18 protein-coding genes are annotated in these 19,547 nt (G+C 73.6%); 13 read left to right on the top strand and 5 right to left on the bottom strand.

Annotated elements, in window-relative coordinates:
* Window positions 1-27: 27 nt before the first annotated feature.
* Complete coding sequence (locus ACZ56V_RS26295) at window positions 28-1,221, top strand: hypothetical protein (RefSeq protein ID WP_468945644.1); 1,194 nt, start codon at window positions 28-30, stop codon at window positions 1,219-1,221.
* A gap of 34 nt (window positions 1,222-1,255) precedes the next feature.
* Here the strand turns inward: ACZ56V_RS26295 and ACZ56V_RS26290 are convergent, their stop codons facing one another.
* Window positions 1,256-2,524: a glycosyltransferase 87 family protein gene (locus ACZ56V_RS26290; protein ID WP_468945641.1), complete on the bottom strand. Its 1,269-nt coding sequence runs from the start codon at window positions 2,522-2,524 to the stop codon at window positions 1,256-1,258.
* A gap of 157 nt (window positions 2,525-2,681) precedes the next feature.
* Between ACZ56V_RS26290 and ACZ56V_RS26285 the strand changes: the two genes are divergently transcribed.
* Window positions 2,682-3,824 carry a glycosyltransferase family 4 protein gene (locus ACZ56V_RS26285; protein ID WP_467383076.1) on the top strand — a complete coding sequence of 381 codons (1,143 nt, stop codon included), beginning with the start codon at window positions 2,682-2,684 and terminating at the stop codon, window positions 3,822-3,824.
* Between the two features lie 143 nt (window positions 3,825-3,967).
* On the opposite strand, the gene ACZ56V_RS26280 is transcribed toward ACZ56V_RS26285, so the two are convergent.
* Entirely contained in the window at window positions 3,968-5,764 is a 1,797-nt protein-coding gene (locus ACZ56V_RS26280) for an AMP-dependent synthetase/ligase (protein ID WP_467383074.1), read from the bottom strand.
* A gap of 310 nt (window positions 5,765-6,074) precedes the next feature.
* Here ACZ56V_RS26280 and ACZ56V_RS26275 point away from each other — a divergent pair, with 310 nt between their 5' ends.
* The 6 genes from ACZ56V_RS26275 to ACZ56V_RS26250 all read left to right on the top strand — a co-directional run bounded on the left by ACZ56V_RS26275 (window position 6,075) and on the right by ACZ56V_RS26250 (window position 11,189).
* Window positions 6,075-6,872: a metallophosphoesterase family protein gene (locus ACZ56V_RS26275; RefSeq protein ID WP_356371000.1), complete on the top strand. Its 798-nt coding sequence runs from the start codon at window positions 6,075-6,077 to the stop codon at window positions 6,870-6,872.
* A gap of 137 nt (window positions 6,873-7,009) precedes the next feature.
* Window positions 7,010-7,444 (top strand): SRPBCC family protein, encoded by a 435-nt coding sequence (locus ACZ56V_RS26270; protein ID WP_052841433.1) that lies wholly within the window; start codon window positions 7,010-7,012, stop codon window positions 7,442-7,444.
* 88 nt (window positions 7,445-7,532) lie between these two features.
* Window positions 7,533-8,705, top strand: a complete 1,173-nt coding sequence (locus ACZ56V_RS26265) for an ArsA family ATPase (protein WP_467383072.1) — start codon at window positions 7,533-7,535, stop codon at window positions 8,703-8,705.
* Window positions 8,706-8,778: 73 nt separating this feature from the next.
* The gene (locus ACZ56V_RS26260) at window positions 8,779-9,318 is read left to right on the top strand and encodes a DUF5304 domain-containing protein (protein WP_468945635.1); all 540 of its coding nucleotides are present in this window, start codon (window positions 8,779-8,781) and stop codon (window positions 9,316-9,318) included.
* Between the two features lie 54 nt (window positions 9,319-9,372).
* Window positions 9,373-10,326: an ROK family glucokinase gene (locus ACZ56V_RS26255; protein ID WP_104636216.1), complete on the top strand. Its 954-nt coding sequence runs from the start codon at window positions 9,373-9,375 to the stop codon at window positions 10,324-10,326.
* A gap of 113 nt (window positions 10,327-10,439) precedes the next feature.
* The gene (locus ACZ56V_RS26250) at window positions 10,440-11,189 is read left to right on the top strand and encodes an endonuclease/exonuclease/phosphatase family protein (protein ID WP_398912814.1); all 750 of its coding nucleotides are present in this window, start codon (window positions 10,440-10,442) and stop codon (window positions 11,187-11,189) included.
* Window positions 11,190-11,214: 25 nt separating this feature from the next.
* On the opposite strand, the gene ACZ56V_RS26245 is transcribed toward ACZ56V_RS26250, so the two are convergent.
* Complete coding sequence (locus ACZ56V_RS26245; protein ID WP_104636218.1) at window positions 11,215-11,841, bottom strand: hypothetical protein; 627 nt, start codon at window positions 11,839-11,841, stop codon at window positions 11,215-11,217.
* A complete protein-coding gene (locus ACZ56V_RS26240; RefSeq protein ID WP_468945632.1) occupies window positions 11,834-12,637 on the bottom strand; it encodes an alpha/beta hydrolase in 804 nt (267 codons plus the stop codon). Before ACZ56V_RS26240 ends, ACZ56V_RS26245 begins: the two co-directional genes overlap by 8 nt.
* Window positions 12,638-12,787: 150 nt before the next feature.
* On the opposite strand from ACZ56V_RS26240, the gene ACZ56V_RS26235 reads away from it, so the two are divergent.
* From ACZ56V_RS26235 to ACZ56V_RS26215, 5 genes are all read left to right on the top strand, one after another.
* Window positions 12,788-13,507 (top strand): lysophospholipid acyltransferase family protein, encoded by a 720-nt coding sequence (locus ACZ56V_RS26235; RefSeq protein WP_398912811.1) that lies wholly within the window; start codon window positions 12,788-12,790, stop codon window positions 13,505-13,507.
* Between the two features lie 17 nt (window positions 13,508-13,524).
* The gene (gene macS, locus ACZ56V_RS26230; protein WP_467383066.1) at window positions 13,525-14,766 is read left to right on the top strand and encodes a MacS family sensor histidine kinase; all 1,242 of its coding nucleotides are present in this window, start codon (window positions 13,525-13,527) and stop codon (window positions 14,764-14,766) included.
* Complete coding sequence (locus ACZ56V_RS26225) at window positions 14,759-15,466, top strand: response regulator (protein ID WP_398912807.1); 708 nt, start codon at window positions 14,759-14,761, stop codon at window positions 15,464-15,466. Before macS ends, ACZ56V_RS26225 begins: the two co-directional genes overlap by 8 nt.
* Before the next feature lie 57 nt (window positions 15,467-15,523).
* Window positions 15,524-16,552 (top strand): 6-phosphofructokinase, encoded by a 1,029-nt coding sequence (locus tag ACZ56V_RS26220; RefSeq protein ID WP_398912805.1) that lies wholly within the window; start codon window positions 15,524-15,526, stop codon window positions 16,550-16,552.
* 61 nt (window positions 16,553-16,613) lie between these two features.
* A complete protein-coding gene (locus ACZ56V_RS26215) occupies window positions 16,614-17,609 on the top strand; it encodes a 2-hydroxyacid dehydrogenase (protein ID WP_398912803.1) in 996 nt (331 codons plus the stop codon).
* On the opposite strand, the gene ACZ56V_RS26210 is transcribed toward ACZ56V_RS26215, so the two are convergent.
* Window positions 17,561-19,468, bottom strand: a complete 1,908-nt coding sequence (locus ACZ56V_RS26210; protein WP_468945626.1) for an anthranilate synthase family protein — start codon at window positions 19,466-19,468, stop codon at window positions 17,561-17,563. The two genes, ACZ56V_RS26215 and ACZ56V_RS26210, sit on opposite strands and share 49 nt — an antisense overlap.
* Window positions 19,469-19,547: the final 79 nt, after the last annotated feature.

The raw sequence follows: 19,547 nt of genomic DNA, 5'->3' as shown, positions 1-19,547 counted from the left end.
CGGTCCCTCGCCCGTACGATCGGGAAGGTGGCTGGTCGAAGGCGGGTGTCGGGTTCCTCGGTGGTGGCGCTGTGCCTGCTGCTGGTCGCGCTGGTGGCCTGCGGCGGCCGGACCGCGGCCGAACCCGCCCGGGCCGACGTCCAGCGGGTCCTGGACCGGCGTGCGGCGGCCGTCCTCGCCCACGACGCGGCCGCCTACGCGCGCACCGGCACCGGCAAGGGCTTCGGCCACCTGAGCGCGATCCCGCTGGCCGCCTGGTCCTACCGGGTGCGGGACGTGGAGCGCACCGGCGACACCGCCACCGCCGACGTCGAGCTGCGCTACCGCGTCGACGGCTACGACCGGGGCCCCGTCACCGCGGGCCGCACCGTGCGGCTGAGCCGGAACGGCACGGGCGGGACGTGGGCCGTCGACTCCGACCGCCCCGCCAAGGAGTCCGGCCAGCAGCCCTGGGACCAGGGCGCGGTCGAGGTCGTCCGCGGCACGCACAGCCTCGTTCTCGGCGTCGGGCAGTCCACCGCGATGCTGCGCCGCTTCGCCGACCTGGCCGACCGGGCGGTGCCCGCCGTCTCGGACGCCTGGGACGGCGACTGGTCCCGCCGGGTGGTCGTGGTCGTCCCCCGGTCGGTGGAGGGCATGGCGGGCCTGCTCGGGTCCCCGGCCTCGTCCTACCGGGGCATCGCCGCGGTCACCACCGGGGAGACGGGCGGCCGGGAACACGCCCCCGCGGACCGGATCATCGTCAATCCCGACGCGTACGGGCTGCTCGGCACCCTCGGCAAGCAGGTCGTGCTCACCCACGAGACGACCCACGTCGCCACCCGCGCCGACACCACCTCGGCCACTCCGCTGTGGCTCTCCGAGGGCTACGCCGACTGGGTCGGCTACCGCGACACCGGACGCACCGCCGCCCAGGCCGCCCCCGAACTGGCCGACGCGGTCGCCGAGGGCCGGGTGCCCGCGCGGCTGCCGGCGGACGAGGACTTCGGCTTCACCGCCGAGGCGGAACAACTGGCCCGGGCGTACGAGGGCGGCTGGCTGGCCTGCCGGATGATCGCCGAGCAGTGGGGCGAGGACCGGCTGGACGCGTTCTACCGCGCCGTGGGCGCCCACGGCGACCGCACCGGCGCGGTCGAGGACGCGCTGCACACGGTGCTCGGCACGACGGAGCAGGACTTCACGGCGCACTGGCGGGAGTACCTGCGAACGCGGTTCGGCTGAGCGGCGCGGGGTGCTCGGGATGGTGGCGGGGGCTTCACGGTGTGCCGGCGGGGGTGTCCGCGGGGGCCGTGGCTCGGCCGAGGGGGCCCGGATCGTCGGGCGGGGCCGGGGTGTCGCGGCGTACCGGGCTGCGCCACAGGGCGTGGGCGCCGAGGAGGGCGGCGGTCACCAGGAGGCCGTTGCGGACGAACAGGAGCGTGATGCCGAGGGGGGTGCTCGCCACGACGTCCGCGAACAGGAGCGGGAACTCCAGCAGCGTCAGCGGGGTCGCCGCCAGCACCAGCGTCACCGGCACCCGCATCCGGCTCGCCCGGAAGCACCGGCAGACCGCGCCGAGGCCCACCAGCCACACCAGGTACTGCGGGCTGATCACCCGGCTGGTCACCGTGAACATCAGCACCGCCACGAAGGCCGCGTCCGCCGCCGTGTGCGCCGCGAACCGCGGGGTCCCGGGCCGCGAGGCCCGCAGCCGCCACAGCAGCAGCCAGCCGAACGCCACCGCGCTCAGCCCCAGGGAGACCGTGCCCACCGTGTCCACGTGCGGGCCCAGGAACTCCATCGAGCCGTAGTTCAGCAGCACCCCGCCCTCCCAGCCGAAGTGCCGGGCGACGTGGAAGGCCAGCGAGCCCAGCGACTCCACCTCGACCCCGCGCTCGCGCTGGAACGTCAGGAACGCGAACGCCCCGGGCATCGACACGGCGAACAGCCCGGCCAGCCCGGCCCCGCTCACCGCGGCGGCGATCCACGGCCCCCGCCCCCGCATCCCCACCAGCACCAGTGCCGGCCACACCTTCAGCAGCGCCCCGAGGGCCGCCAGGGCCCCCGCCACCCGCGGATGCCGCCCGGCGGCGAGCAGCGCGGCCACCGCGACCGCCGTGACCATCACGTCGTAGCGGGCGTACACCGTCGGCCCGAGCAGCGGCACGCCCGCCACCCACACCCATGCCCCGCGCGGCGACCGCCCCGCGCCCCGGCCCGCGTGCCACAGCAGCGCGAGGACGGCGGCGTCCGTGACACACGCGAGGACGAAGAACGCCGTCGCGTACTCCAGGAAGGGCAGCAGGCCGGGGGAGAGCACCGCGAAGGCCGCCGCCGGCGGGTACTGCCAGGTGACGTCCTCCAGCGGAAACGTTCCGGTGCGCAGGACGTCGGACCAGTCCCGGTAGATGACGGACACGTCGCTCGTGACGTCCGGACCGGGGAAGACCAGCACCTTCAGCACGAACAGCAGCAGCACCAGCCGCGTGGCGCCCCAGGCCGTCAGCAACCACACCGGTGACCGCCCCGCGTCCCTCGTCTCCACGTGCTACCTGCCCGTCCGTGCCCGCCTCGTACCTGCCTGTCCCCGCCCTGCACCTGCTTGTCCGCAGGTGCGGCCATGATGACCCGGACCCCGGCGGGCGTGCCACAGGACGCAGCCGGGCCCGGCACCCGGCGGCCGGTTCGGTAGGGTCGGCGGCGTGCGCAAGACCTTGATCGTGACGAACGACTTCCCGCCCCGCCCGGGCGGCATCCAGGCCTTCCTGCACAACATGGCGCTACGGCTGGACCCCGAGCGGCTGGTCGTCTACGCCTCCACCTGGAAGCGGAGCCGCGAGGGCATCGAGGCCACCGCCGCCTTCGACGCCGAGCAGCCCTTCACCGTCGTACGGGACCGCACCACGATGCTGCTGCCGACACCGGGCGCCACCCGGCGGGCGGTGGGCCTGCTGCGCGAGCACGGCTGCACGTCGGTGTGGTTCGGGGCGGCCGCGCCCCTCGGCCTGATGGCCCCGGCCCTGCGCAAGGCGGGCGCCGAGCGCCTCGTCGCCACCACCCACGGCCACGAGGCGGGCTGGGCCCAGCTGCCCGCCGCCCGGCAACTGCTGCGCCGGATCGGGGAGTCCACGGACACGATCACCTACCTCGGCGAGTACACGCGCTCCCGCATCGCGGGCGCGCTCACGCCCGAGGCAGCCGCGCGGATGGTGCAACTGCCGCCCGGCGTCGACGAGAAGACCTTCCACCCGGCCAGCGGCGGCGACGAGGTGCGCGCCCGCCTCGGCCTGACCGAGCGCCCCGTGGTCGTCTGCGTGTCCCGCCTGGTCCCGCGCAAGGGCCAGGACACCCTGATCCGGGCGATGCCGCGCGTCCTCGCCGCCGAGCCGGACGCCGTCCTGCTGATCGTCGGCGGCGGGCCCTACGAGAAGGACCTGCGCCGCCTCGCCGAGGAGACCGGCGTCGCCGCCTCCGTCCACTTCACCGGCGCCGTGCCCTGGTCCGAACTGCCCGCGCACTACGGCGCCGGGGACGTCTTCGCCATGCCCTGCCGCACCCGCCGGGGCGGCCTCGACGTGGAGGGCCTCGGCATCGTCTACCTGGAGGCGTCCGCGACCGGCCTGCCCGTCGTCGCCGGCGACTCGGGCGGCGCCCCCGACGCCGTACTCGACGGCGAGACGGGCTGGGTGGTCCGCGGCGAAGACCCGAACGAGTCCGCCGACCGCATCACCACCCTCCTCGCCGACCCGGAACTCCGCCACCGGATGGGCGAGCGGGGCAGGTCCTGGGTCGAGGAGAAGTGGCGCTGGGACCTACTGGCCGAGCACCTGAAGGCGCTGCTGTAACGAGGGTGCCTTGTCAGCACGGTGAAGTGGACTGCCCCAGGGGCGCGGGGCTGTGACATTTGCGGCTCCGCCGCGTGGGCGCGACCGGCCACGACGCACGTGAAGCCGCCGACGAAGCGAACCCGGCACCCCGGAAGGCGCCCCTACTTGGCGTAGATCGCCTCGATCTCGTCCGCGTAATCCTTCGCCACAACATTCCGCTTCAGCTTCAGCGAAGGCGTCAAGTGCCCCGAGTCCTCGGTGAACTGCGCCCCCAGCACCCGGAACCTCCGCACCGACTCCGCCTTGGACACCGCCGCGTTCCCGTCGTCGATCGCGTCCTGGATCGCCGCGAGCAGTTCCGGGTCCTCCCGCAGCGACACCGCGGTCGAACCGGCCGGCTTCCCGTGCTCCGCGCACCAGCGGCCCAGGAACTCCTCGTCCAGGGTGACCAGCGCGCCCACGAAGGGCCGCCCGTCGCCGACCACCATGCACTCCGCGACCAGCGCGTGCGCGCGGATGCGGTCCTCGATGACGGCCGGGGCGACGTTCTTGCCGCCGGCCGTGACGATGATCTCCTTCTTGCGGCCGGTGATCCGCAGATACCCGTCCTCGTCGAGGGTGCCGATGTCGCCGGTGTGGAACCAGCCGTCGGCCAGCGCCTCCGCGGTCGCGCCCGGGTTGTTCCAGTACTCCTTGAACAGGTGCTCGCCGTGCAGCAGCACCTCGCCGTCGTCCGCGATGCGCACCACGGAGCCGGGCAGCGGCTGGCCGACCGTGCCGATCTTCTGCCGGTCCCAGGGGTTGAAGGCGGTGGCCGCGCAGGACTCGGTGAGGCCGTAGCCCTCCAGGACCGTGAAGCCGATGCCGCGGAAGAAGTGGCCGAGCCGCTCGCCGAGCGGGGCGCCGCCGGAGATGGCGTACTCGCCGCGGCCGCCGAGGACCGTACGGAGCTTGCTGTAGACGAGCTTGTCGAACACCTTGTGCTTGAGCTTCAGGCCGACGGACGGGCCGGACGGGCTGTCCAGCGCCTTGCTGTACGCGATCGCCGTGTCCGCGGCCTTGTCGAAGATCTTGCCCTTGCCGTCGGCCTGCGCCTTGGCGCGCGCCGAGTTGTACACCTTCTCGAAGACGCGCGGCACGCCGAGGATCAGCGTGGGCCGGAAGGCGGCCAGTTCGTCGGTGAGGTTCTTGATGTCGGGGACGTTGCCCAGCTTGATCGGCGCGATCATCGGCGCGACCTGGACCAGACGCCCGAAGACGTGGGCGAGGGGGAGGAAGAGGAGGACCGAGCACTCGCCGGTGCGGAAGAGCGGACGCAGCCGTTCCACCACGTTCCCGCACTCCGCGAAGAAGCTGCGGTGGGTCAGGACGCAGCCCTTGGGGCGGCCCGTGGTGCCGGAGGTGTACACGATGGTCGCGGGGTCGTCGGCCTTCGCGATCGAGCCGCGCTCCTCGACGGTCCGGTCCGTGACGTCCTGGCCCAGCCGCCCCAGCTCCTCCACGGCGCCGGCGTCGATCTGCCAGACGTTCTTGAGGGCGGGCAGCCGCTCGCGCACCGACTCGACGGCGGCGGCGTGCCCGGCCGACTCCACGACGCACGCCGTGGCACCCGAGTCGCTGAGGATCCACTGCACCTGCTCCGGCGAGCTGGTCTCGTACACCGGCACGGTGATCGCGCCCGCGCTCCAGATCGCGAAGTCCAGCAGGGTCCACTCGTAGCGCGTGCGCGACATCAGGGCGACCCGGTCGCCCGGCTGGACACCGGAGGCGATCAGGCCCTTGGCGGCGGAGTGCACCTCGGCGAGGAAGGCGCGCGCGGTCACGTCCTGCCAGGCGCCCGACACCTTGCGGGCGATGACGGCGACGTCCGGATGCTGCGCGGCGTTTCTGCGGACGATGTCGGTCAGGTTTCCGTCCGCGGGGACCTCGTACAAGGCCGGAAGGCTGAACTCGCGCAAGACTGCTGCTCCTCATAGGGCGCCGGCGCCACGACGTTGTGTGATGCGACGGTGCGGTCCAAGGCTCGGGCTGTGGCTCCGGAGGACTCATGCGGGATTCACATGTTGAAATCCAGAGCACGACTGGACTGCCCGGACGTTACCCGCCGGTATGTGTTCTCCGACAGGGGGTCCCCGCGAGATGTTCGCTGCGTCACACGGATGGGGTTTGCTTTGCGCACAGTAGTCGACGGCTCAACCGACCAGCCAGTAACCGCAGGTCCGACCGCCACTGTTCACATCAGGCACGCGCTGCTTACGCTTGATCGCCATGGCACCCACACCGCCCCGTAACACGAGCACGCGCGTCCACGTGGTCAGCGACGTCCATGGCAACGCCCGCGACCTGGCCAGGGCCGGCGAGGGCGCCGACGCCCTGATCTGTCTCGGGGACCTGGTCCTCTTCCTCGACTACGCCGACCACTCGCGCGGCATCTTCCCCGACCTGTTCGGCGTCGCGAACGCCGACCGCATCGTCGCGCTGCGCACCGCCCGCCGCTTCGCCGAGGCGCAGGAGTTCGGGGCGCGGTTGTGGGCCGGGGTCGACGGGGACCGGCGGGAGCTGATCGAGCGGGCGGTGCGCAAGCAGTACGCCGAGCTGTTCGCCGCGTTCCCCACCCCGACGTACGCCACCTACGGCAACGTCGACGTGCCCCCGCTGTGGCCCGAGTACGCCCGCCCCGGCACCACCGTGCTCGACGGGGAGCGGGTGGAGATCGGCGGCCGCGTCTTCGGCTTCGTCGGCGGCGGGCTGCGCACCCCGATGCGCACGCCGTACGAGATCAGCGACGAGGAGTACGCCGCGAAGATCGAGGCGGTCGGCGAGGTGGACGTGCTGTGCACCCACATCCCGCCCCAGGTGCCGGAACTGGTCTACGACACGGTGGCCCGGCGCTTCGAGCGGGGCAGCCGCGCGCTGCTGGACGCGATCCGCCGCACCCGCCCCCGCTACGCGCTGTTCGGCCACGTCCACCAGCCGCTGGCCCGGCGGATGCGCGTCGGCGCCACCGAATGCGTGAACGTCGGCCACTTCGCGTCGACGGGACGGCCGTGGGCGCTGGAGTGGTGACCGTGTGCGGCGGACCCGCGCAGGTGGGTGGTGGCATGCGCGCTCCCCGTGCGCGATAGCCTTCACGCGGCACACACGTGCGCGCCATGGGCGCACGACGACCTCAGTAGCGGTTCGCATCCGGAGGAGCCACGGCGATGGCGGAACACACCAGCTCGAGCATCACCATCGAGGCGGCACCGGCCGACGTCATGGCGGTGATCGCCGACTTCGCCCGCTACCCGGACTGGACCGGCGAGGTGAAGGAGGCCCAGGTCCTCGCGACCGACGCGCAGGGGCGCGCCGAGCAGGTCCGGCTCGTCATGGACGCCGGGGCGATCAAGGACGACCAGACGCTGGCCTACACCTGGACCGGCGAGCACGAGGTCTCCTGGACGCTGGTCAAGTCCCAGATGCTGCGCTCCCTCGACGGCACCTACCTCCTCCGCCCGGCGGGCACGGGCACGGAGGTCACCTACCGGCTCACGGTGGACGTCAAGATCCCGATGCTCGGCATGATCAAGCGCAAGGCGGAGAAGGTCATCACGGACCGCGCCCTGGCGGGCCTGAAGAAGCGGGTGGAGTCGAAGTAACCCGGCTGCGGGCACCCCGCAACGCCGGGCAGCGCACCCCGCCGGTCACCGGCCCGACCGGCGGAGCCCCCGGGTACCGTTCACCCCCATGCGCACCCTCCTGATCACGGGCCCCGGCGGCACCGGCCGTACCACCGTCGCCGCCGCCACCGCGCTCGCCGCAGCCCGGCAGGGCACCCGCACCCTCCTCCTCGGCACCGACCGCGACGACACCCTCGGCGCCGCGCTCGGCCTGCGCACCGGCCCGGCGCCGACCCCCGTCGAACCCGGCCTCACCGTCTGGCGCCCCGACGCCGCCCAGGGCTTCCGCGACGGCCTCGCCGCCCTCCAGGACCGCGCCGCCTCCGCGCTCGACCTCCTCGGCGCCGCCCGTCTCGACCCCGAGGACCTCACCCCGCTGCCCGGCGCCGAGGACCTCGCCCTGCTGCGCGCCCTGCGCGAGGCCGCCCTCGCCGAGGCGCACGACCTCCTCGTCGTCGACCTCCCGCCCGCGCCCCGCGCCCTCGCCCTGCTCGCCGCGCCGGAGGAACTGCGCCGCTGTCTGCGCCGCCTGCTCCCGCCCGAGCGGCAGGCCGCCCGCGCCCTGCGTCCCGTCCTCGGCCGGCTCGCGGGCGTCCCCATGCCGGCCGAGGCGCTGTACGAGGCCGCCGCCCGCTGGGACCTGGAACTCGCCGCCGCCGAGGCCGTACTGGCCGACCGGAACACCGTCGTACGGCTGGTCGCCGAACCCGGACCGGCCGGAGCCGACGCCGTCCGCGCCACCGCCCTCGGCCTCGCCCTGCGCGGCCTGCGCACCGACTCCCTGGTCGCCAACCGGGTCCTGCCGGAGGACACCCCGGCGGACAGCTGGCTCAGCGGCCCCCTCGCCCAGCAGCGCAAGACCCTGGAGGAATGGCAGGGGTCCCACGACGTCCACGCCGTCGCGCATCTCGGCCGCGACCCGCGCGGCACGGACGACCTCGCGGCCCTCGACGTGCCGGGCGTCAACCAGGACACCTCCCCGGTCGAGTGGCCCGTCACCGACCGGCTGGCCGAGGACGGCGTGCTGGTCTGGCGCATCCCGCTGCCCGGAGCCGTACGCGAGGAGCTCGACCTGATCCGCCGCGGTGACGAACTGGTCGTCGCCGCCGGGCCCTTCCGCCGCATCGTCGCGCTGCCCTCCGCGCTGCGCCGCTGCACCGTCGACGGCGCCGCGCTGCGGGACGGCACGCTCGCCGTCCGGTTCGCGCCGGACCCGGAACTGTGGCCGCGGGGACGCTGACCCGACGGGACCCGCCTGAGCACGGGCCCGTTCGGGTAACGTCGTAAGGACGAACCGTAGTCAGGAGTCCGTCATGAGCGAAGAGCTCCCCCCGTCCGAGGCCCCCCGCCCCGACGAGGCCGACGCGGTCGACGAGACGCGAGCGGCCTCCGACGCCGACGCCTGGGCGACGGCGTGTGCCGAGGACCTGGAGGCCGAGAAGGCCCGCCGCCGTGCCGAGTACGGGCCGCAGCCCGGCTCGGCCGCCGAGGAGCTGCGCCGGCTCGTCGACACCGTCGCGGACAAGCTGTCCGGTCTCCAGTCCCCGCTGCTCGGCCAGGTCGCCGGACCCGCCGCCCAGCAGGTGGTCCGGCAGGTCGTGCAGCAGGCGAAGGCCGCCGTCGAACCGGTCATCGAACGCAACCCGGACGTGTTCGACCACCTCGCCGCCGCCGGCGGTGAACTCCTCGCCGCCTACCGCTCCGCCGTCCAGAACCAGGAACGCCGCTGGACCACCGGCGACACCGCGCCCGAGGACCCACGCGACCCCCGTGACCTGGACGGACACGAGGCCGACGGCCGCGACGAGGGCGACGAGGGCACCGGCCCGGGACAGCGCATCGACCTGGACTGAGCCCCGCCTCGGGTACGGTTGCCCTTAGCGGGGCTCGACCGAACTGAGGGATTCATGGGACTCACCATCGGCGTCGACATCGGCGGCACGAAGATCGCGGCCGGCGTGGTCGACGAGGAAGGCAACATCCTCTCGACCCACAAGGTGCCGACCCCCACCACACCCGAGGCCATCGTGGACGCCATCGCCTCCGCGGTGGAGGGCGCGCGCGTGGGACACGACATCGTCGGCGTCGGCATCGGTGCCGCCGGTTACGTCAACCGCCAGCGCTCCACGGTCTACTTCGCGCCCAACATCGACTGGCGCCAGGAGCCGCTCAAGGAGAAGGTCGAGGCCCGCGTCGGCCTCCCCGTCGTGGTGGAGAACGACGCCAACGCCGCAGCCTGGGGCGAGTACAAGTTCGGCGGCGGCAAGGGCCACCGCAACGTCATCTGCATCACCCTGGGCACCGGCCTCGGCGGCGGCATCATCATCGGCAACAAGCTGCGCCGCGGTCACTTCGGCGTGGCCGCCGAGTTCGGCCACATCCGCATGGTGCCCGACGGCCTGCTGTGCGGCTGCGGTTCGCAGGGCTGCTGGGAGCAGTACGCGTCGGGCCGGGCGCTGGTGCGGTACGCCAAGCAGCGCGCCAACGCCACTCCCGAGCGCGCCGAGGTGCTGCTCGCGCTCGGCGACGGCACCCCCGACGGCATCGAGGGCAAGCACATCTCGGTCGCCGCCCGGCAGGGCTGCCCGGTCGCCGTCGACTCCTACCGGGAGCTGGCCCGCTGGGCCGGCGCCGGCCTCGCCGACCTGGCCTCGCTCTTCGACCCGTCCGCCTTCATCGTCGGCGGCGGTCTCTCGGACGAGGGCGACCTGGTCCTCGACCCGATCCGCAAGTCGTACAAGCGCTGGCTGGTCGGCGGCAACTGGCGCCCGGTCGCCGACGTGATCGCCGCCCAGCTCGGCAACAAGGCGGGCCTCGTCGGCGCCGCCGACCTGGCGAGGGAACCCGACCCGATCATGTAGCAAACGGTCAGCGCACGCAGCCAGGGGCGCGAGGAACCGCGCGACAAGCCACCACGAACGGCCAGTCGCCCACGATCCCCGCGCCCCGAGCTGGTGGGCGTACATTGATCAACATGGAGCAGCTCCCCAACTCCCAGACAGAACCCGACGGTTCCGCGGTCGTCCGCGTCCTGAGCTACAACATCCGCTCGCTGCGCGACGACACCGACGCCCTCGCCCGCGTCATCAAGGCCTGCGCCCCCGACCTCGTCCTCCTCCAGGAGGCCCCCCGCTTCTTCCGCTGGCGCAAGAAGCTCACCCGCCTGGCCCGCGCGGCGGACCTGGTGCTCCTCTCCGGCGGCGGAACCGCCGCAGGCCCCGCGCTGCTCTGCTCCCTGCGGGCCACCGTGGAGCGCACCGAGGACGTGCTGCTCCCGCTCACCCCCGGCCGGCACCGCCGGGGCCTGGCCACCGCCGTGGTCCGGATCGGCGGGGCCCGTCTCGGCGTACTCAGCACCCACCTGTCCCTGGACGCGGACGAACGCCACGAGCAGGCCGGGCTGCTCCTCGACCGGGTGGCCGCCCTCGGCGTGACGCACGCCGTGGCGGGCGGCGACCTGAACGAGCGCCCCGGCGGCCGCACCTTCCGGCGGCTCGGGGACGGGCTGCGCGACTGCTGGACCGCGGCGCCCTGGGGCGGCGAGTACACCTTCCCGGCCACCGCCCCGGACCGCCGTATCGACGCGGTCTTCGTCACCGAGGGCGTCGAGGTGCTGGGCTGCGGGGTGCCGTCAGTGCTGCCCGGGGTGGCCGAGGACGACCTGAGGGCGGCCACGGACCACCTCCCGGTCCTGACCGCCCTCCGCGTGCCCGCGACCGCCTGACCCCGGGGCCCGGCCGGCCGCCCGGCTACACCACCGCGCCCCGCCCCGGATCGTCGTCGTCCTCGTCGCCCGTCCGCATCCGCAGGACCAGGGTGGCGAAGCCGCCGAGGAAGCCGCCGATGCTCAGGGTCGTCAGCCACCAGGTCATGTCCCAGCCGAGCACCACCGCCAGCAGGAGCAGCACCGGGCCGCCGAGCACGCCCAGCCAGGCGAACTTCGCGGTGGGGTCGGCGTCGGGCAGCGGGGGCGGCTCGGGCGGCACGAAGTGGCCCTCGTCGTCCGCGTCGAAGTCGTCGTCGGACGGCTCGGCGGGCGTGTGGTCGCGGGGACCGACGCCGGGCGCGAAGGCGACGGAGCTGCCCAGCGGCCGGTCCGAGGCGGGCCGGTCCGCCGAGGGCTTCTCGTCGTTCACCTCCGGCTCCAGCAGCGCCAGGTCCTCGACCGACTTGAACGGCTTGGCGCCCGGCGGGTCCGGGGGCTCCTCCCCGTACCCGGCGACGATCGCGGCCCAGGCGGCGTCCTCGTCGAAGGACACGCCCCGCTCCTCGGGACCGCCGTCCGCCGCGCGCTCCCGTCCCTCGCGGTGCTCCCGCTCCAGGTCCCGCTCCTCGCGCTCCTCGCGGTCCTCGCGGTCGGAGTCGTGCTCAGCCACCTGCGGCCGTCCCTTCCTTGCCGAGACCGGACTCCGGTTCCCCGACGGAACCGGGCGCGAGCCGGCCGATGAACGCGACGCTCTCCGCGAAAATCCGGTCCGCATCGTGGTCCAACGTCGCCACGTGGTAGCTCTGTTCCAGCAGGATCTCCGTCACGTCCGTCGAGGAGACCCGGCCCAGGATCCGCGCCGAGTCGGCCGGCGGCACCACGTGGTCCCGCGGACTGCGCAGCAACAGCAGCGGCTGGGTCACCTGCGGCAGGTCGCCGTCGGCGAGACGGAAGAAGGCGCGCAGCGAGTGCGCCGAATGCAGCGGCACCCTGTCGTACCCCAGCTCCGTGGTGAGCGGCTTGGCGATGTCGCTGGCGATGCCCTTCGTCGCGGGCACCAGGTGGCGCAGGACCGGAAGGGCGTGCTGGGCGACGCCGTGCATCCGGTTCGCCGGGTTGACCACGACCACGCCCGACACCGCGTCCCCGTGCCTGGCGGCGAGCCGCAGGGCCAGCGCGCCGCCCATCGACAGCCCGGCCACGAAGACCCGCGCGCAGCGCTCGCGCAGGACGCGCAGCTCGCGGTCCACCTCCGCGTACCAGTCCTGCCAGCCGGTGACCTGCATGTCCTGCCAGCGGGTGCCGTGCCCGGGCAGCAGCGGCAGCGACACGGTCAGACCGCGCGCGGCCAGGTACTCGGCCCAGGGGCGCAGCGACTGCGGAGAACCGGTGAAACCGTGACAGAGGAGGACGCCGACCTCACCGCCCTCGTGGCGGTACGGCTCGGCTCCGGGCAGGACCGACACGTCTCGGTCTCCTGTCGTCAGGGATACTCGCGGGCCTTTCACCGTACGCGACCGCGGGGACACCGACCAGGGCCGTCGGGGCCATTGACGGTGTCCCGGGTTAAGGTCTGAGCCACGGACACGGGAGGCACTGGGTTGTTGTACGGCGCGATGAAGGTCACCATCGGGGGGTCGCTGAAGCTAGCCTTCCGGCCCTGGGTGGAGGGCCTGGAGTACATCCCGGCCGACGGCCCCGCCATTCTGGCGAGCAACCACCTGTCGTTCTCCGACTCGTTCTTCCTGCCCGCCGTCCTCGACCGCAAGGTGACCTTCATCGCCAAGGCCGAGTACTTCAACACCCCCGGAGTCAAGGGCCGGCTGACCGCCGCCTTCTTCAAGGGGGTCGGCCAGCTCCCCGTGGACCGCTCCGGCGCGCGCGGCGCGGGGGAGGCCGCCGTCAAGAGCGGCATGGAGGTCCTGGAGCGCGGCGAGCTGTTCGGCATCTACCCCGAGGGCACGCGTTCCCCGGACGGCCGCCTCTACCGCGGCAAGCCGGGCGGCCTGGCGCGCGTGGCGCTCGCCACCGGCGCGCCCGTCATCCCCGTCGCCATGATCGACACCGAGAAGATCCAGCCGCCCGGCCAGGTGATGCCGAAGCTGATGCGGCCCGGCATCCGCATCGGCAAGCCGCTGGACTTCTCCCGCTACCAGGGCATGGAGCACGACCGCTTCGTGCTCCGCGCGGTGACCGACGAGGTCATGTACGAGATCATGAAGCTCTCCGGCCAGGAGTACGTCGACATGTACGCGACCGCCATGAAGCGGCAGCTCACGGAGGCGGCGAAGGCCGAGAAGGCGGCGAAGGCCGAGAAGGACCGGACCAGGACGTAGGCCCGGGGAGGGGGGACATGGCCAGACGCGAGAGAGTCATGAGGATGTCGGTCGAGCAGCCGCTGTGGCGCGCGCTCGCCGGCTACCGCGTGCTCACCATGCTGTACGCGATCGGCTTCTTCGCCACCGCCTACTCCGGCTTCGCCCGCCCCTGGCTCGCCGTCGCCTACTACGCGGTCCTCCTCGTCTGGACCCTGGCCACCCTCCCCAAGCTCGCGAACGCCGCGAGCTGCACCAAGCGGTTCCTCGCCGCCGACCTCACCGTCGCGCTGGCCGGCATCCTGCTCACGCCCTTCGCCGACGCCCACGAACGCGTCATGGACGGCGGACCGACCCTGCCGTCGATATGGACCGCCGGCTCGGTGCTGGCCTTCGCCGTCAAGGGCGGCTGGCGCTGGGCCGCCGTGGCCTCCACCCTCGTCGCCGTCGCCAACCTGCTCGAACGCGGCACCCCGGCCCGCGACACCGTCCACAACGTCGTCCTCGTCTGGGTCGCCTCCATCGCCATCGGCTACGTCGTCGAGGTCGCCCGCGCCTCCGAGCGCACCCTCGCGCGCGCCCTGGAGATCGAGGCGGCGACCAGGGAGCGCGAGCGGCTCGCCCGGGACATCCACGACAGCGTCCTCCAGGTGCTGGCGATGGTGCAGCGCCGGGGTGCCGTCATCGGCGGCGAGGCGGCCGAGCTGGGCCGGCTCGCCGGTGAGCAGGAGGTGGCCCTGCGCACCCTGGTCTCCGGCGGCCTGGTCCCCGTGTCCCGCGTGTCGGAGGACGCCGCCGAGGGCGCGGTCGTCCGGGTGGTCGAGGAACCGGAGGGGGCCGACCCGGGCGGCCCGGTCGATCTGCGCGCCCTGCTCGCCCCGTACGCCGGCTCCCTGGTGAACCTCGCCGAACCGGGCGCTCCGGTCCTCCTGGCCCCGGCTGCCGCGCGGGAGCTGGCCGCCGCCGTGGGCGCCGCGTTGGACAACGTCCGCGAGCACGTCGGTGAGCAGGCGCGCGCGTGGATCCTGGTCGAGGACGAACCGGACGAGGTGATCGTCACCGTCCGCGACGAGGGGCCCGGCATCCCGGACGGGCGGCTCGCCGAGGCCGAGGGAGAGGGACGGCTCGGCGTGGCCCTGTCGATCCGCGGCCGGCTGCGCGAGCTCGGCGGCACGGCCGAGCTGATCTCGGTGCCCGGACAGGGTACGGAGGTCGAACTGAAGGCGCCGAAGAAGACCGTCGGTAGCACCGCACGGGGGAAGGCAGCGGACCATGAGTGAGCGACAGGACCCTGAACGGCAGCACCCTGAGCGCCAGGACGCGATCAAGGTCATGGTGGTCGACGACCACCCGATGTGGCGCGACGCGGTCGCCCGGGACCTGGAGGAGTCCGGCTTCGAGGTGGTCGCCACCGCGAGCGACGGCGACCAGGCGGTGCGCCGTGCCCGGGCCGCCGCCCCCGACGTCCTCGTGCTCGACCTCAACCTGCCCGGCAAGCCCGGCGTCCAGGTCTGCAAGGAGGTCGTCGGCGCCGACCCGCGGCTGCGCGTGCTCGTGCTCTCGGCGAGCGGCGAGCACGCCGACGTCCTCGAGGCGGTCAAGTCCGGCGCGACCGGGTACCTGCTGAAGTCGGCCTCCACCGAGGAGCTGCGGGACGCGGTGCGCAGTACGGCCGCCGGCGACCCGGTCTTCACCCCGGGGCTCGCCGGACTGGTCCTCGGCGAGTACCGCCGCCTGGCCTCCGAACCCGCCCCCGCGGCGGGCACCGACGACCCCGGCGCGCCCCGGCTCACCGACCGGGAGACCGAGGTGCTGCGCCTGGTCGCCAAGGGCCTGAGCTACAAGCAGATCGCCGAACGCCTGGTCATCTCCCACCGCACCGTGCAGAACCACGTCCAGAACACCCTCGGCAAGCTCCAGCTGCACAACCGGGTGGAGCTGGTGCGGTACGCGATAGAACGGGGTCTGGACGACGCGTGACCCGCGCGGGACAGTGGCAGTGGCCTCAACCACCCACTGTGGCAAGGGGATTACGCGATGAAGGTCGGAGTACTGACCGGCGGCGGTGACTGCCCCGGGCTCAACGCCGTGATCCGGGCCGTCGTCCGCAAGGGGGTCCAGGAGTACGGCTACGAGTTCACCGGCTTCCGGGACGGCTGGCGCGGCCCCCTGGAGGGCGACACCGTCCCGCTCGACATCCCGGCCGTCCGCGGCATCCTGCCCCGCGGCGGCACCGTCCTCGGCTCCTCGCGCACCAACCCGCTCCAGCAGCAGGGCGGCATCCGGCGCATCAAGGACAACCTCGCCGCACTCGGCGTCGAGGCGCTCATCACCATCGGCGGCGAGGACACCCTCGGCGTCGCGACCCGCCTCGCGGACGAGTACGGCGTGCCCTGCGTCGGCGTCCCCAAGACCATCGACAACGACCTGTCCGCCACCGACTACACCTTCGGCTTCGACACCGCCGTCGGCATCGCCACCGAGGCCATCGACCGGCTGCACACCACCGCCGAGTCCCACATGCGGGTCCTGGTCGTCGAGGTCATGGGCCGGCACGCCGGCTGGATCGCGCTGCACTCGGGCCTGGCCGGCGGCGCCAACGTCATCCTCATCCCCGAGCAGCGCTTCGACGTCGAGCAGGTGTGCTCCTGGGTGACCTCCCGGTTCCGGGCGTCCTACGCCCCGATCGTGGTCGTCGCCGAGGGGGCGATGCCCCGCGACGGCGACATGGTGCTCAAGGACGAGTCGCTGGACTCCTACGGGCACGTCCGGCTGTCCGGGGTCGGCGAGTGGCTGGCCAAGCAGATCGAGAAGCGCACCGGCAAGGAGGCCCGCACCACCGTCCTCGGGCACGTCCAGCGCGGCGGCACGCCCAGCGCCTTCGACCGCTGGCTCGCCACCCGCTTCGGCCTGCACGCCATCGAGTGCGTCCGCGACGGGGACTTCGGCAAGATGGTCGCCCTGCGCGGCACGGACATCGTCCGCGTCCCCATCGCCGAGGCCACGGCCCGTCTGAAGACGGTCGACCCGGCGCTGTACGAGGAGGTCGGCGTCTTCTTCGGCTGACCGGCGACGGCGGGCCCGGGGTCGTATATTCGGCCCGGAGCCCACCAGGACGGGAGCGGTCGTGGAGATCCTTGCCTTCGGCGTGCAGGCCGACGAGAAGCCCCTGATCGAGCGGGCCTTCGGCGACCAGGAGGAGGTCCGCTGCCTGGACGTCTTCCTCAACGAGGACACCGCCCCCATCGCGGCCGGCCACGAGATCGTCTCCACGTCGGTCAACGCCGACCTCGGCGCCGCCGTCCTGGAGATCCTCGCGGCCGGCGGCACCCGGATGGTGGCCCAGCGCTCCACCGGCTTCAACAACGTCGACCTGGACACGGCCGAGCGGCTCGGCCTGACCGTGGCCAGGGTGTCGTACTACTCGCCGTACTCGGTCGCCGAGTTCGCCTGGGCCCTCGCCATGGCCGTCAACCGGCGGATCGTGCGCGCCTCCATCCGCACCCGCGACTTCGACTTCCGCCTCGACGGCCTGATGGGCCGGGACCTGCACGGCCGCACCGCCGGCGTGCTCGGCACCGGGAAGATCGGCGAGGCCTTCGCCCGGATCGCGCACGGCTTCGGCATGCGCCTGCTCGGCTGGGACGTCGCCGAGAACCCGGCCTGCGCCGAACTCGGCATGCGCTACGTCCCGAAGGACGAGCTGCTCGCCCGCTCCGACCTGATCACCCTGCACGTCCCGCTGATGGCCGAGACCCGGCACCTGATCGACGCGGCCGCCCTGAAGGCGATGCGCGACGACGCCATCCTGATCAACTCCAGCCGCGGCGGCCTGATCGACACCGCGGCCCTCGTCGGCGAGCTGCGCGCGGGCCGCTTCGCGGGCGTGGGCCTGGACGTGTACGAGGCGGAGGCGGGCCTGTTCTTCCTCGACAAGTCCCTGGAGGCCGTCGAGGACGACACCCTGGCCCGCCTCGTCACCTTCCCGAACGTCCTGGTCACCTCGCACCAGGCGTACTACACCGAGGACGCCGTCGGCCAGATCGTCGACGCGACGGTGCGCAACGTCCTCGACTACCGGGAGGGCCGCCGCTCGGAGAACGTGCTGGTGCCGCGCAGCTGACCGGTCAGCTCCCGCACGATCGCCGCACCGTTCAGCGTCAGCACGGACTCGGGGTGGAACTGCACCGACGCGAAGCCCGGCCCGCGCAGCGCGTGCACCTCGCCGCTCGCGGCCCGGCTCACCTCGACGCCGTGCGCGGCCAGCCCGGCGGCCGCCCGGTCGTCGCAGCGCGCGGTGAAGCTGTTGTAGAAGCCGACCGTCTCCGGCCGCCCGAACAGGTCGATCCCGGTCTGCGCACCCTGGTACGGCACCTCCTTGCGGGCGGTGTCGAGCCCCAGCTCCGCCGCGATCAGCTCGTGCCCGAGGCAGACGCCGAGGACGCCGTTCCGGTTCTCCCGGAGCACCGCGGCGGTCAGGGACCGCAGGAAGCGCATCCTCGGGTCGGCCGGGTCGGAGGGATCACCGGGGCCAGGACCCAGCACCACCGGTCCGCCCTCGTGCCCGAGGACCGCCCCGCGCAGCCCCGGCTCGTCGTACCGCCGGACGCTCACCGAGAGCCCCGACGAGCGCAGCAGGTGCGCGAGCATCGCCGTGAAGGTGTCCTCGGCATCGACGACCAGGGCGTGCCCGGTGAGCGTGGCCGACGGCTCCTGCATCCGCAGCCAGAACGGGGCCAGCGAGGCGCGGCGCCCGTCCAGCGCGGCCCGCACCCGGGGGTCGTCCGCCAGTCCCGGCCGCCCGGCCTCCGCACGCGGCCGGGACGGACGTACGCCCAGCGCCGCCAGCACGCCGGCCGCCTTGGCGTGGGTCTCCGCGACCTCGCCCGCCGGGGCCGAGCCGCGCACCAGGGTGGCGCCGACCGGGACCCGCAGCCGCCCGTCGGCGTCGATGTCGGCGGTACGGATCAGGATGGGGGAGTCCAGGGTCTGGGGCCCGGCCGGCCGCCCCGGCCCCTCGCCCGAATCCCGCCCGAGCAGCGCCAGCGCGCCCGCGTAGTAGCCCCGCCCGCCGGTCTCGTGCCGCTCGATGACCCGGCAGGCGTTCTGCACCGGGGAGCCGGTTACCGTCGCCGCGAACATCGTCTCCCGCAGCACCTCCCGCGCGTCCAGGGAGGACTTCCCGCGCAGCTCGTACTCGGTGTGCGCGAGGTGCGCCATCTCCTTCAGCCGCGGGCCGACGACCACCCCGCCCATGTCGCCGACGGTGCACATCATCTTCAGTTCCTCGTCGACGACCATCGACAGCTCCTCGATCTCCTTGCCGTCGGCGAGGAAGCCGAGCAGGTGCTCGGGCGTCGGCCCCTCGGCGGGGTAGCGGTACGTGCCGCTGATCGGGTTCATGACGACCGTGCCTCCGGACATCCGGACGTGCACCTCCGGGCTGGCGCCCACCAGCGTGCGGTCCCCGGTGTGCACCACGAACGTCCAGTACGCGCCCCGCTCGCCCTCCAGGAGCCGCCGGAACAGCGCCAGCGCGTCGGCCCGCCCGAACCCGGGGATCCGGCCCTCGTACGTCCGCCGGATCACGAAGTTGGCGCCCTCGCCCCGCCCGATCTCCTCGTCGAGGACCCGCCCGACGATCCGCGCGTACTCCTCGTCGTCGACGTCGAAGCCGCCGCCCTCGACCCGGACCCGGTGCGCGGGCAGCCGGTCCAGCACCTCGGCGAGCGGGATGCCGTACCGCTCCTCGGGGGTGAGCATCAGCAGCGGTGTGCCGTCGTCGCGGACGTCGAAGCCGCGCTCGCGGATCTGCCGGAAGGGGACGAGCGCCAGCCCCTCGTCGGGCAGGTCGGCGAGGCGGTCGTACTCCTCGACCGGGCCGACCAGCAGCTCCACCAGGTCGTGGTCGTGGCCGGGGGCGCGGCGGCGGAGCAGGGCGAACGGGCGGGGGTCGGTCAGCAAGCCGTCGAGCGGTGTCATGGGTCCGGTCCTTCTCGGTTGTCGGAGAGGAACGGACCCGGGCTCGGAAACGCCGAAGGCCGCCCCTCGGGCGGCCTTC

This window comes from Streptomyces sp. NPDC034099 (assembly GCF_055575415.1).
The sequence above is the reverse complement of the archived record's forward strand: the minus strand, read 5'-3'. Positions and strand labels throughout refer to the sequence as shown.

Bases quoted from the DNA above. Each gene is read 5' to 3' on its own strand.
- ACZ56V_RS26235 (WP_398912811.1), top strand. From the start codon at position 12,788: ATGAAGGTCACCATCGGGGGGTCGCTGAAGCTAGCCTTCCGGCCCTGG.
- macS (WP_467383066.1), top strand. From the start codon at position 13,525: ATGGCCAGACGCGAGAGAGTCATGAGGATGTCGGTCGAGCAGCCGCTG.
- ACZ56V_RS26275 (WP_356371000.1), top strand. From the start codon at position 6,075: ATGGCACCCACACCGCCCCGTAACACGAGCACGCGCGTCCACGTGGTC.
- ACZ56V_RS26250 (WP_398912814.1), top strand. From the start codon at position 10,440: ATGGAGCAGCTCCCCAACTCCCAGACAGAACCCGACGGTTCCGCGGTC.
- ACZ56V_RS26210 (WP_468945626.1), bottom strand. From the start codon at position 19,468: ATGACACCGCTCGACGGCTTGCTGACCGACCCCCGCCCGTTCGCCCTG.
- ACZ56V_RS26270 (WP_052841433.1), top strand. From the start codon at position 7,010: ATGGCGGAACACACCAGCTCGAGCATCACCATCGAGGCGGCACCGGCC.
- ACZ56V_RS26265 (WP_467383072.1), top strand. From the start codon at position 7,533: ATGCGCACCCTCCTGATCACGGGCCCCGGCGGCACCGGCCGTACCACC.
- ACZ56V_RS26220 (WP_398912805.1), top strand. From the start codon at position 15,524: ATGAAGGTCGGAGTACTGACCGGCGGCGGTGACTGCCCCGGGCTCAAC.
- ACZ56V_RS26225 (WP_398912807.1), top strand. From the start codon at position 14,759: ATGAGTGAGCGACAGGACCCTGAACGGCAGCACCCTGAGCGCCAGGAC.
- ACZ56V_RS26260 (WP_468945635.1), top strand. From the start codon at position 8,779: ATGAGCGAAGAGCTCCCCCCGTCCGAGGCCCCCCGCCCCGACGAGGCC.
- ACZ56V_RS26255 (WP_104636216.1), top strand. From the start codon at position 9,373: ATGGGACTCACCATCGGCGTCGACATCGGCGGCACGAAGATCGCGGCC.